Source organism: uncultured Intestinibacter sp., assembly GCF_902468165.1.
Taxonomy (GTDB): domain Bacteria; phylum Bacillota; class Clostridia; order Peptostreptococcales; family Peptostreptococcaceae; genus Intestinibacter.
Map to the genome: position 1 here is coordinate 1 of NZ_CABQXJ010000082.1, position 13,347 is coordinate 13,347.

The 13,347-nt window shown below is 27.6% G+C and carries 16 protein-coding genes and 1 pseudogene; all 17 read left to right on the forward strand.

The features are described 5' to 3' along the window. Window positions 1-71: 71 nt before the first annotated feature. Entirely contained in the window at window positions 72-467 is a 396-nt protein-coding gene (locus tag RDX53_RS12175; RefSeq protein ID WP_154821311.1) for a hypothetical protein, read from the forward strand. Further along, window positions 467-2,131 carry a terminase large subunit gene (locus RDX53_RS12180; protein ID WP_307994244.1) on the forward strand — a complete coding sequence of 555 codons (1,665 nt, stop codon included), beginning with the start codon at window positions 467-469 and terminating at the stop codon, window positions 2,129-2,131. The genes RDX53_RS12175 and RDX53_RS12180 overlap by 1 nt, the downstream gene beginning before the upstream one ends. Window positions 2,132-2,157: 26 nt before the next feature. Beyond that, window positions 2,158-2,415 carry a hypothetical protein gene (locus RDX53_RS12185; RefSeq protein WP_307994245.1) on the forward strand — a complete coding sequence of 86 codons (258 nt, stop codon included), beginning with the start codon at window positions 2,158-2,160 and terminating at the stop codon, window positions 2,413-2,415. Between the two features lie 265 nt (window positions 2,416-2,680). Next, window positions 2,681-3,901: a hypothetical protein gene (locus RDX53_RS12190; protein ID WP_154821314.1), complete on the forward strand. Its 1,221-nt coding sequence runs from the start codon at window positions 2,681-2,683 to the stop codon at window positions 3,899-3,901. Between the two features lie 114 nt (window positions 3,902-4,015). After that, window positions 4,016-4,378, forward strand: a complete 363-nt coding sequence (locus RDX53_RS12195) for a hypothetical protein (protein ID WP_154821315.1) — start codon at window positions 4,016-4,018, stop codon at window positions 4,376-4,378. A 170-nt stretch (window positions 4,379-4,548) separates the two neighbouring features. Beyond that, window positions 4,549-4,878, forward strand: coding sequence for a hypothetical protein (locus tag RDX53_RS12200; RefSeq protein WP_154821316.1), 330 nt, complete (start codon window positions 4,549-4,551; stop codon window positions 4,876-4,878). 239 nt (window positions 4,879-5,117) lie between these two features. Beyond that, window positions 5,118-5,723, forward strand: a complete 606-nt coding sequence (locus RDX53_RS12205) for a hypothetical protein (protein ID WP_154821317.1) — start codon at window positions 5,118-5,120, stop codon at window positions 5,721-5,723. Between the two features lie 1,491 nt (window positions 5,724-7,214). Further along, window positions 7,215-7,361 carry a DUF1778 domain-containing protein gene (locus RDX53_RS12210; protein WP_307994246.1) on the forward strand — a complete coding sequence of 49 codons (147 nt, stop codon included), beginning with the start codon at window positions 7,215-7,217 and terminating at the stop codon, window positions 7,359-7,361. A 193-nt stretch (window positions 7,362-7,554) separates the two neighbouring features. Continuing rightward, window positions 7,555-7,872 (forward strand): hypothetical protein, encoded by a 318-nt coding sequence (locus tag RDX53_RS12215; RefSeq protein WP_154821319.1) that lies wholly within the window; start codon window positions 7,555-7,557, stop codon window positions 7,870-7,872. Between the two features lie 122 nt (window positions 7,873-7,994). Beyond that, a complete protein-coding gene (locus RDX53_RS12220) occupies window positions 7,995-8,840 on the forward strand; it encodes a hypothetical protein (RefSeq protein ID WP_307994247.1) in 846 nt (281 codons plus the stop codon). Further along, window positions 8,771-10,003 (forward strand): phage portal protein, encoded by a 1,233-nt coding sequence (locus RDX53_RS12225; RefSeq protein WP_307994248.1) that lies wholly within the window; start codon window positions 8,771-8,773, stop codon window positions 10,001-10,003. Before RDX53_RS12220 ends, RDX53_RS12225 begins: the two co-directional genes overlap by 70 nt. Further along, a complete protein-coding gene (locus RDX53_RS12230) occupies window positions 9,966-10,523 on the forward strand; it encodes an HK97 family phage prohead protease (protein ID WP_307994249.1) in 558 nt (185 codons plus the stop codon). Before RDX53_RS12225 ends, RDX53_RS12230 begins: the two co-directional genes overlap by 38 nt. 1 nt (window position 10,524) lies before the next feature. Then, complete coding sequence (locus tag RDX53_RS12235) at window positions 10,525-11,745, forward strand: phage major capsid protein (protein ID WP_307994250.1); 1,221 nt, start codon at window positions 10,525-10,527, stop codon at window positions 11,743-11,745. Window positions 11,746-11,795: 50 nt separating this feature from the next. Then, entirely contained in the window at window positions 11,796-12,068 is a 273-nt protein-coding gene (locus RDX53_RS12240; RefSeq protein ID WP_307994251.1) for a head-tail connector protein, read from the forward strand. After that, window positions 12,061-12,444: a hypothetical protein gene (locus RDX53_RS12245; protein WP_307994252.1), complete on the forward strand. Its 384-nt coding sequence runs from the start codon at window positions 12,061-12,063 to the stop codon at window positions 12,442-12,444. The genes RDX53_RS12240 and RDX53_RS12245 overlap by 8 nt, the downstream gene beginning before the upstream one ends. A 4-nt stretch (window positions 12,445-12,448) precedes the next feature. Continuing rightward, a complete protein-coding gene (locus tag RDX53_RS12250; RefSeq protein WP_307994253.1) occupies window positions 12,449-12,991 on the forward strand; it encodes a tyrosine-type recombinase/integrase in 543 nt (180 codons plus the stop codon). A gap of 164 nt (window positions 12,992-13,155) precedes the next feature. Then, window positions 13,156-13,347 (forward strand): annotated as a pseudogene (locus RDX53_RS12255) (HNH endonuclease); the annotation flags it as partial.

The window sequence follows — 13,347 nt, forward strand, 5'->3', positions numbered from 1 at the left end:
AATTAAACCCCTCCAAGAAATTTTTAATTTTAGGGTAGGGCAAACCAAAGAAAGTAGGTGGATTTTAAGAAATGTTTGAGAAAAATGAAGAGATATCAAAAGAGATGAAGCAAGTTAAAAAAGTTTTAAAATTAATTCCAAAAGATAGGCTACCAATAGCACAAAATATTTATAATGAACTTTTATTCATTCAAAGGACTTTAGATAAATTAAAAGAAGAAGTTGAAACACAAGGAACAACAACATTATTTAAGCAAGGGCAACAAGAATTTTTAAGAGAGAATCCAGCATTAAAGGGATATAATACAACATTAAAAAATTACAGTAATTTATCAAAGCAATTAGTAGATTTATTGCCACCAGTTAAACCAGTAGAAGAAGCAGATCCATTAATAACGTTTATTAATAATCAACAAAAAAAGGAGAAGCCTAAAAAGAAGAAAGCCAAAAAGGAGCAACCCCAATAATGAATTATGTTATTGAATACTTTGAAAAGATAAAAGCTGGTGAATATGTTGTATCTAATAGAGTGTACAAGCAATATGAAAAAATGGTAAATGATATTTACAATTCAGACAAATATATATTTGATGAAGAAAGAGCATTAAGACCAATAAAATTTATTGAAACATTTTGTAAACATAGTAAAGGTGAGTGGGCTGGAAAGCCTGTAATATTAGAATTATTTCAAAAGGCTTATATATCAGCATTATTTGGATTTATAGATAAAGAAACTAATTTAAGAAGATATAAAGAAAGTATGTTTTATGTAGCAAGGAAAAATGGAAAGTCAACAATGCTTAGTGGAATAGCCGCTTATATGATGATAGCAGACAATGAAGCAGGAGCAGAAATATATTCATGTGCTACAAAGAAAGACCAAGCAAAGTTAGTATTTGACGAAACTTTAAATATGATAAACCAAAGCCCTTATCTATCAAAGCATATCAAGAAGAGAAAGAGTGATTTATATTTTCCTTTAACTATGAGTAAGTTCCAACCACTTGGAAAAAATTCTGATACATTAGACGGATTAAATGCACATTGTGTAATTATAGATGAATTACATGGCGTGAAAGATAGAAATTTATATGAGGTAATGCAACAATCACAATCTGCAAGAAGGCAACCGTTATTAATAATGATAACTACTGCTGGAACAGTAAGAGAGTGTATTTTTGATGATATTTACGAGTATTCATGCAATATTGTAGATGGAACTTTCGAAGATGATACATTTTTGCCAATAATATATGAATTAGATAAAAAGGAGGAATGGCTAGATGAAAATTGCTGGAGTAAAGCGAATCCATCATTAGGAGCAATAAAAAAGCTAGATGACCTAAAAAGGAAAGTAGAAAAAGCAAAGAATAGTCCAAAGGATTTAAGCGGAGTATTAACTAAAGATTTTAATATAAGAAATACTTTAAGCAATGCATGGTTAAACTTTGATGATATTAATAATACAGAAACTTTTGATATAGAAAATTTTAAAAATTTCTATGCAATAGGGGGAGCGGATTTATCCATAACAACAGATTTAACTTGTGCAACATTATTATTTATAAATAAAGAAATAGATAAGGAAACAGGAAAGGAAATAGAAAAAAGATACATACATCAAATGTATTGGTTACCTAGTGAAAATTTCAATGAAAGAGTTAAGATTGAAAAAATACCATATGATAAATGGTTAGAAAGAGGATTAATAAGGTTATGTAATGGTAATAGCATTAATTATAGTGATATTACGGCTTGGTTTATTGAAATGATAAATAATTATGGAATAACACCTTTATGGATTTATTATGATAATTATTCAGCTAAGTATTGGGTTGAAGAAATGAAAGCTCATGGCTTTAAAATGGAAAGATGTATTCAAGGGGCAAAAACTTTGAGTCTACCAATGCAACAATTAGGAGCAGACCTTAAAGCAAAAAAGATTAACTATAATAATAATCCAATTTTAAAATGGTGCTTAACTAATACAGGAGTTTATGAAGATAGAAACGGGAATATAGTACCAATTAAAAATCAATCAGCAAAACAACGTATAGATGGAGTAGCTTCAATGTTAGATGCTTATGTTGGTTTATATGAGCATTATGAAGAGTTTATAAGAGCATTATAATTTATAAAAGAAAAGGTTGAAATATTATGGAAAAAAATTCAAGAGCTAATTACATAGAACGTAAAGGAAAAGCAAAACAATATTATTATTCTGAAATGGTACAAGCTAGTGAAAAAGTAAGAATTGATATAAATAAGTCGAGTGATCCATTTGAAATGTTAGATTTAAGTTTACTATGTATTTACTTTTTAACTGGAGATAAATTATTTTACGAGCAAAATAGACAGAAATTAATAAACATTATTGCCAGTTTTGATGGAAAAAGATTTAATTTTGAAAATTAAAATTATTGAAAATATAAGTATTAAAAAGTGGAATATTTGGAAATGTGATGGTATAATAAATTTAAACAATAAAAAAAGACCTCGCACTTTTAAATATACTGCAAATATATTTAAAAGTTACTTAATAGGTAACCGTACTACCTAAGAAGCATTGAAGCCTTTTAACTAAGGACAGTATAGCATTTAGTTAGAGAATTTTCAAGCCTTTTAGGATAATACCTAGAAGGCTTTTTTTATTCAACTAAATGAAGAGAGGTTAACAATCATGGGAGCATTAAAACTAGAATATAAAAAAGGATTATTTAATGGATATACACATATTTATATTGGTATGATGGGAGAATTACAACCATTAGAATGTATTGAGTATGATGAATTTGAAGAAACGATTAATAAATATAGTGGATATTATGATGTATACGCAACTCAAAATACTATAAGCAATACATACACAAGAACTAATAAAGATATATTACAATTAAGAACTTTATATATAGATATAGATAAAATAAATAATGCAGATGAAATAATAGAATTAATTAATGATTTAGTTAAAGAAAAAGTAATACCAAAGCCACATAAAATAATTTTTTCAGGAAGAGGAATACATATTAAGTGGTTTATAAAGGATTACGCAGGGACAAGCAAAAAGAATATGAATGTTTGGAGCAGATTACAAAATTATTTAATTAAGACTTTTAAAAACTCTTTAAAGAGCATGGGTGAAGTTGATAAAAGAGTAAAAGACCCATCAAGAGTTTTAAGAATAGAAGGAACTATTAATTCAAAAAGTGATAAAGTAGTAAAATGTTTGGTTAATAATGAACATGAGTTATACGATTTATATGAGTTATATAATATATATACCCCATATAAGCCACAGAAAGCTACAGAACAAAAGAAAAGTAAAAAAGGTATAAAACTATTAAAGAGTAAATCAACGCTAAATTATGGGCGATTAAAGGACTTAGAAAAGATATTAGAATTAAGGGAATATGATTTAACAGGAATAAGAAATAGTTTTTTAATGTTTTATACAACATATTATATTCTAGTTAATAATTCAAATTATGAGGAAACATTACAAGAAATAAAGGTTTTAGCAAGTAGAATTAAATCTAAAAAATATACTTCTTTGGCTGAATTAAAATCATTTGTAAGAAATGGACTAAAAAAAGTTGAAGAGCATAGAGAAGGACAGAAGGTACTGCCAAAAAGCGAAACTATTATCGAATGGTTAGAGATTTCAGAAGAGGAACAAAGAGAATTAATTACGTTAAAGTCAAAAAAGATAAAACAAGAGAATAATAATGCTCAAAGAAGAGAGAAGAGAAGAAATTCAGAAGGGTTGACTTCAAAACAAGCAGAGTTAAAAAAATTAAAGGTAAAAATATTAGAGTTAAAAGAAAAAGGATTAAACAATTCAGAAATAGCTAGAAAGTTAAATATAGATAGAAAAAAGGTAAGTAGATTGGTTAATTCTTAGGGTGGTCAAAAAATGGCTCTTTAATATATGTATGTTGTCTTTTTCCAGAATCTCTATATGATTAGTAATAACATTATTTGACTATAAAAATAACTTACTATTAGGGGGAAGAGTATGGCTTTTGATTATATTTTTAATAAAAGAAGTTTTACACAAAAATTAGGAAACTATATATCTCATAATGTAGTGACGTATTTTAATGCAGGAAAAAAAACACTTAGAAGCATAGAAGAGTTAAATAATTTAGATAGGTTAGATTTGGCATATGATTTCTATGATAATTTAAATTTAGTTTTAGAAGGAAATCCAGGAAGAGATTTCATAGTTTATGAAATAGCAGAATATATAGATTATATGATACCAAAATCATATGCTAAATGGTATTTAAAAGACCATGACAGAGGACCTGGCAACATGAAAGTAAACCCAAATGATTACGGCTTAATTTATCAATATGAATGTAATTATAAAAAATAAAAAAGTCTTCTATTTAGGAGCTAGGCTCAAATTTGCACCAAGTAAAATTATATACAGATTATTAGGATATGGGAAAATTCTCCCGTATCTTTTTTTATTTAAAATTTTATTGTATTATTTTTAATAAGTAAACAGTATTATTTATAATAAATAAACATAAGGGGATTGAAATGGATAATAAAGTAGAGAGAGTAACATATTCATTAACTAATGGTAAAGATAACACAATAAAGCAATTTGTTGAGAGATTTTATATAGTTCCAAAAGATATGGACTTTACGGAAGAGGAAAGAAAATTTTTAGAGAAATATTCTTGTTATATATCAAATCCGATTATAGCTTCAGGGAAAAATGGTTACATAGTATTTAGAAAAGGTAAAAAATTAAGTGCTGAACAAGTAGAGCAGATTAAAAATGATACTGGGAGTTATAGATCAAAGGCAAAGAAATATAATTTATCAGTTAGCACCATAAGTAAAATTATGAATGATAAATATTAATAGTGATTTTAAATCACCGTTTAAGAAGTCGAGGTCAATTAGATTTACTTCGAAAGTTATAATTAATAATACAATAACCTAATTTTGAGGTGAGCGAAATTTTTCGCAGAGCAAGAAATAGGAGACGGAAATATTTCTGTCTTTACATAAAATAAGAATATATTATCATGGTAATATTTAGTAATATAATATATTATAATAGTTTATTTTTGTAATATATGTATTATAAGGGGGTACAGATGAATAGAGAGGAATTTAATCAATTAGATGTAAAGGGTCAAGTTGACCATTTTAACAATGAATTGAAACAGGAGAATAATAATTTTAATGCTATATGTAAGCAATTAGGAATATCAAAAAACACTATATTAAATAGATTTAAGGCTAATGGATTTGAACCATCAAGAGCAGGACAAAGAATAATAGGATTTTCCCCATTTATGGGGAAAGAAAAGAATAATTTCATAGAATCGCAAAATACGATATCATCTCAAAATTATTCCATTAAAAAGATCAAAGCTGAAAATTCAGCCACTAAAAATAAAAGTAAGGTTAGTTATCCAAAAGATATAGATTTAATTTTAAAAAGAATTGAGTTACTAGAGCAGAAATTTGAAACATTACAAAGTGCAAGTTTGCACTCTGTAAAAAAAGAACATCTAAACGGAGACCTCCGTTCAGATAAAAATTTTATAAATAGTTATGATAATACGATAACTAAAACCTTTAAAATTGATGTAGAAGTATATAAAGAATTAGAAAAGCTATTCGATAAATACAAGGTATATAAAAGGCAGGATATAGTTAGTAGTTTATTAAAATATGCTTTAGATAACATTAAGTAATATAATAAACTCAATAACAAAATGTTATCGAGTTATATTTTTAATTTATTACAATAATAATATTTAGTAATATAGAAAATAGCCATATTACAAAAGTTTATTACTGTTGTAATATTAAGTAATAAAAATATTATAATAATAATATTTTGTAATATAAAATTTTAATCCGCTATGATTTAAAGACATAACGAAATTCGCTATCAATTTAATTGACAGCGAAAATGTTAGTTAATCAAATTGACCGAGATATTATTGATTTAAAAGTGGGTGAATATAAATCACCTGTTTTTTATTAGAAACTCGGAAAAATTTCCGTTACCAGCAGTAAAATGCGTGTTTTATCCTATAAAACTGCGTTAATTATAACCAACGAAATTTTCCGCTCGTTAAAACCTAGTAATATCAAGGGTTTAATAAAAAACTGCTCATTTTCATACAATGACGCAGTTTTTATTTTGCAAAAAATATGTGTAGCTTAGGAAGATTTGATACGGTTTCTATACGGTTTTTATGTCCCAAAGTGGGACATTTGGAAATTTTTTTGTACCCATAGAAACACTAGGCTTTGCCTAGTACCACAAAGTTTTTGGGGGCAGTTTCTCTTTATGCTCTTTATAAAAATTTAAAGTGTTAATTTCCAGTTAAAAATTGGGAATATCAATATCGAGGAATTCAGATGTTGGTATTAAAGACATCTGAATTTTTAAAGTGTATACTATGCATTTTAATTCGAAATCCTTTTGAAGGATTTCGAATTTATTAGTTAATGATCCGAGATGATTTTAAGTAACCACGAACAGTAAATAGGAGAGCGAAATTTTTCGCAGTCAAAATGAATAAGTTTAAAGCTACTTTAAACGACTTTGGATTTAGATATAGAGAAAAATATCAATAGGGGTATTGATATTTTCATCAATACCCCTATTGATAAAAAAGTCAAAGATAATAATACAAGTATTAATATATATAGTCGAGTTATTAGTTGATAGTCAAGACCTTGACTTAAAAACAAGTCTTTTAAAAGAACTTATTTTATAGAATATAATCCGAGGTGATTTTAAGCAACCACGGAATTATAAAAAGGGGTTTCCAAATTGTTACTCCCTTTTTATTATGAATAAAATACAGGTATAGACAAAACTGTCCATACTCCTATGGACAAAACTGACCATACCCCTATGGACAAAACTGTCCAATGTAATAATACAAGTATTAATATATATAGTCGAGTTATTAGTTGATAGCCAAGACTTTGATTTTAAAATAATTCTTTCAAAATATTTAATAAATAAAGTGAAAAAGCTAAATTAGCTTTTTCATATCAATTTTAATCAGCTCTAATTTGTTTTAATTACAAATGGAGCATAAGTGGAATTTCCCCTTGTGCAATTACCCACTAAAAAAATTTTATTAGGAAAATTAAAAAAATAATAAAAAACTATTGACTGTCGGGTTTGTCGGGCTTATAATAAAATCAAGGAGGTGAGATAAATGAATAAAACAAAAGGAAAACTTGAATTAAGAGTAACAGAAGAAGAAAAAATATTAATTAAAACTTCAGCAGCTCAAAATGGAAAACCAGTTAATAAGTATGTTATTGATTTAGTAAAAGAAGATAATAAGAAAAAAGAAGAATAAAAAAAAGCCCACCCATAAGGATAGACTCTCAACCTAATTAGATTATATCTTAATTGGGTGGTTAATTCAAGGAGGATTAATTACCAATGAACATTAATACATTAAAAAATTACATAGAGAAGTGTACTTCTCATAACGTTATACCAACCCTAAAGGGAGCAGTAATATATAAAAGATTTGGGGTGGTGAGATAATGAATATTAAAAATATAGAGAATATAGTAAATGGAATAGTAAAAAATGAATTTAGAAATATTGTAAATAATGAAGAAGCAACATTTACAAATGAAAATATAGAGTATAAGCAAAAAGAATTAATGACACAAGTAATACGTGGAGCTTTAAAAAAAGATACCACAGAAGAGCAACAAAGATTGATTAATGAGTTTGAGGATTCTATTTCAGCTGAATGGCTAGAATTATGCGAATTCTACTTTAGAGAAGGTCTAAGAGCAGGATTAAGCAATTTAAAATTTTTAAAAGAAATAGAGCATATAGAATATTATTTATAAAGGGGTAATAGGATAACGCAAAATTGGCGTTATCCTTTTTTAAAAAAAAAATTTCCCGCGGCGTCTACGAATGAATAAAATAAAATTAAGATATTACATTGGTAAATTAAGGAGCGTTTTATATGAGCAATAAATTACACAAATTTAGAAAAAGAGGAACTGAATTAGCTTTTAAAAGATATGCAGGAAACATAACAGAAGTTAAAGAAGATATAATTCCTTATCTTCCAAGACAATATGAGTATCAAAATTATATGAGTAATTTTATTATGGCTGGAACTCCAGTAAAAAAGGAAATTCTTATTGCAGAAGGGTTATTAAAAGAATTAGAAGAAGAAGCTATAAAAAAAGATGTTGATTTATCAAGTTTAATAACTACATATTTACTTGAACAATTAGAAAGAAATAAACCAACAAGAATATTTGCAACAGGTAAAACAAGAGGGAAATTAACATATATTTTAAATAATTTATATGAGCTTTCTAATTTTATACAATATGCAGAAAGTAAAGAAGAATTTGAAGATAATATATTTTCAAATAGGAAAATAGAAGAATTATTAACATATAAGACTACTATATTTGACGAATATATATATATAGAAAAATATTTAATGGATAAAGGTTATAGCAAAGAGCAGATAGAAGAAATCCAAAAAGAAGAGTGGGAAAAGTTTGGGAAAACTAAAAACAATGGTGTTGATATGATAAAGCCATATACATTAAATCATGAAGAAATATGGGAAAAAAATGGGCGAGAAGTAATAAACTTTAAAAGAAATATTCATGTTTTTGTATCAACTAGATTAGGATTTCATTATATGTTAATGAAAAAAACCAATGCACCAAAAACATATCAAGAAATAGAAGCATTGATAAATAAAGGGGGTAATAAGGTTTGGGATTCATACGTAAGATTTTTAGAACAAGAGATTCAAAGGAAATACAATCCGAAAAAAGCAGAGTAGAAGTAATGAATGGTGGACCAGCAATATTCACTCAGTTTAGTGGCAATGCATATGAAAGTGATATTTACAGGTCAGCCGTTGATTCAATAGCAAGAAATGTGGCTAAGTTAAAGCCAGTTCATGTTGTAACAATAGAGAGAAATAGAAAAGATGGAGATAATTATTTAAACAGAATATTGCAAGTAAGACCTAATCCATATATGACTTCATACGATATGATCTACAAGATAGTAACTCATTATTATTTGTACAATAATGCATTTGCTTATTTACAGAAAGATGAAAATGGGAAATTAACAGGTATATATCCATTAAGTCCAGTAAATATGGAATACTTAACAGACTTAACAGGAGAATTATATTGCAGATTCTTCTTTGCTGGAGGCAAGCAAGTAACACTACCTTTTAGAGATGTTTTTACCATAAGAAGATTTTATAATTCAAATGATTTATTAGGTGATACAAATACGGCAATATTGAATACTTTGGATTTGGCACATACACAGAATGAAGGTATAGCAAATTCAATAAAATCTAGTGCAACAATAAAGGGATTATTAAAATATAACCAAATATTAAGCCCAGAGAATTTAAAGAAGGAAAAAGAAGAGTTTATAAAGGACTATTTATCTATAAGTAATAATGGAGGAATAGCCGCATTAGATAGCAAAATGGATTATGTACCTTTAGAGATTAAAGGAGCAGTTATTGATAGTGAGCAAATGTTAGCAATAAAACAAAAGATATATGATTACTTAGGTGTATCAGAAAAAATTGTTAATAGCACATACAATGAAGATGAATGGTCAGCTTTTTATGAAAGTGTAATAGAAGCATTAGGAGTTCAAATTTCATTAGAATTGACAGATAAAATATTCACTATAAGGGAACAAGCCTTTGGTAATTCAATAATCATGGAAGCTAATAGATTACAATTTGCGAGTAATACAACAAAAGTAAATATGATAAAGGAATTAATGCCATTAGGATTATTTACAGTAAATCAAGCATTAGAAATATTAAATCTACCTAGTGTAGAAAATGGCGACAGAAGGTTGCAGACACTTAATGTTGCTAATACAGAAATAGTAGATGAATACCAAATGAATAAAAAGGGGGCAAATAATGAAGGAAATAAGAAACACCCAAATACAGAGCAATAATGAATTGGAGTTAATAGGAACACCAATTGTATTTGGCCAAGAAACAATAATTAATGACCCTATGGGAAGTTATAAAGAAGTTATAAAACGTGGAGCTTTAGATTCGGCAGACTTGAGCGATATACGTTTATTATATAATCATGATTTTAATAAATTACCACTTGCAAGAGTACCAAAGACAATGCAATTTAGTGTTGATGATAAGGGGCTTCATATGAGGGCAGTTTTGCCAAACACAGAAGAAGCCAAGGCGGTACATACGGCAGTATGCAGGGGTGATTTAACTGGTATGAGTTTTGCATTTAAAGTACCAAAAGACGGCAGTTTTTATGATAGTAAAACTAATACTAGAACAATAACAAAAATAGAAAAAGTTTATGAATGTAGCGTAGTTCCCTTTCCAGCTTATCAAACAACATCAGTTGAAGCTAGAAATCAAATAATAGCAGAGCAGGACAGGGACAAGCAAAAAGATGAATTAAGAATAAAAGTAAATCAAATATTGAAAGGAAGTATTTAAAATGAAATTTAAAAATATAGCAGAAGCATTTAATTGTTATAGAAATCATAACATAGCAGATATTGAAAAGAGAACGGCAGAGATAGGGAATTTGATTAATACAGACCCTAATATAAATATTCAAGAATTAAATATTGAACTAGAAGGTTTAAAACAAGCCAAGGAAAATATAGAAGAAAGAAGCCAAGGAACACAACAATTTAATCCAATAACAGGAATGAGTTTTACTGGATCAACAGGAGAAGTAAAAGGAGATGTATTTGAAAGTACAGAATACAGAAATGCATTTTTCAAGACAATGTTAGGGCAAAAGTTAACAGTTGAAGAAGAAAGAACTTTTAAAAGAGCAATGGAAATAGTTGATATAGAAAAAAGAGCAGATTCATTCAGTACAACAACTAATAGTGCTGCTATTCTACCAACTCATACATTAAATGAAATAATTAAGAAAGCTAGAACTATGGGAGGTTTAATATCTCATTGTAGAAGCTTTAATATTCCATCAAATATATCAGTACCTATTGGAACACCAAGTACAAAAGCAAAGTGGCATACAGAAGGTGAAAAAGTAGATTCAGAAAATCCAGCAGAAAACATTGCTAAAGTTTCATTTGCTGGATATGAAATAATAAAAATATTCTCTATTTCAGCAAGTTCAAAGAAAATGAGTATTTCAGCATTTGAAAGCTATATTATTGAAGAATTAACGAATTGTGTTATGGAATGTATAGCAGATTCATTAGTAAATGGAACTGGAGCAAGTCAAGGAACTGGAATTGCAACAGGAATCACATGGAATGGAGCAAATAGTTTTACATTTACAGATAAAGTGGCTTACACAGATTTAACTCAAATGTTAGCAAAATTAAAGAGAGGATATTCAGCAGGAGCTAAATGGGCTATGAATAATGCAACTCTATATAATTCAATTTATGGAATTGTAGATACTACAGGCAGACCAATATTTATAGCTGATCCAAAGAATGAAAATATAGGTTACATATTAGGAAAGCCAGTTATCATTGATGACAATATAGCAGATGACAATATATTCTTAGGTAACTTTAATTACTTAGGTTACAACATTCCAGAGGGTATAGTTGTAGAAACATCAAGAGAAAGTAGCTTTAAATATGGAGTAATTGATTATAGAGCATTAGCAATAGCAGACACTAAACCATTAGTTACAGAAGCATTTATAAAATTATCAAAAGCAGAATAAAAGCAAGGGGTGTCCAATTTGGACACCTTTTTAATAAAGAAGGTGAATAAATGATATTAACATTGGAAGAAGCAAAAGCAAGGTTAAGAGTTGATTTTGAAGATGATGATGAACTTATAGTAGGATTGATAGAATCAATTCCAGATTATTTAGAAACTAAAACAGGTTCAAGATGGGAAGAACAACCGATTAATCCATTAGTTAAAACTCTAGCAGGATATTTAATATGTTCAATGTATGACCAAAATTTTGAGCATTATGAAAAACCTATAAATAACCTTTTGATGGTATTAAGTTCAATGGCGAGGACTGAAAATGAGTGAAGCAATAAAAAGTAAAATAAAAGGATATAGGAAGCTAGAGGAAAAGATAATTAAAAAACATAATGAAAAAATACAGAAAATTGAAAAAATAATTAATATCCTAGAAAATAAATCTCAAATAAAAGAAGATGATAATTTTGAAACTATAGTATTTAAAAAATATTTAGAGTTAGAAAGTGTAAGAGCAGTAGCCAATTACATAAATGAATTAGGATATAGAGTTAAAACAAATAGTTATATTGGAGAAAGAAAATATATAGGCACAGATATAACAAAAATAATTTTAAGCGATTTAGATATAGATAAAGACCTTAAAGAAGTTGTAAAACTTATTCAAGAATTAAATTATGAACATATGTCAAAAAAATGGGGGTGATGTAATGACAGAGCCTATAAAAGATAAGAGCGTAGTAAAAAATATAATGAAAAGTTTAGAAGGTGAAAACCAAAGAAACGCCATTATGTTTGGATTAGGGATATATTGCGGATTCAGAATAAGCGATATTTTAAATTTAAAAGTAAAAGATGTAAGAAGAAAGTGGAATTTAAAAATAAAGCAACAAAAAACAGGAAAGATGATAAATATTCCACTAAATAGAGAATTAAAGAAATTAATTGATGAATATACAGAAGAAATGAAAGATGATGATTATTTAATCAAGAGCAGGAAAGGAATTAATCAACCAATAACAAGGACACAAGCCTATAGGATTATGAAAGAGATAGAAGAGTATTTTAATATAGAAAACTTAGGGTGTCATGGAACAAGAAAGACATTTGCATATTGGTTATATATGGACAATAAGAAGGATATAGGATTAGTTCAAAAGGCATTAGGACATCAATCAAGTGCAACAACATTAGCTTATATTGGTATGGATACAGAGAGATTAAATAATGCAATAAAGAAAATAAAATATTAATTTAGATTAAATAAGTAATGTTTTTTATATGAGGTTACATTGATATTTAAGGGTGTTAATAAATGGCATAGTATCAATGGCTAAGGGGGTGTAGGTGGGAGGTAACATTCTCATAGTAAAAATACATTCAAGGCATAAAAAATTATATAAATAAAGGAGTAATAATGGCTAAAGAATATGCAAAAGGCTTCTACAATAGTATTCAATGGATTAAGTGTAGAAGTTCATTTATGAAGAGTAAGAATTATATTTGTGAAAGATGTGGAGGATTAGCAAAGATAGTTCATCATAAGAAACATATAACACCAATGAATATAAATGACTTTAATATAACTTTAAATTGGGATAACTTACAA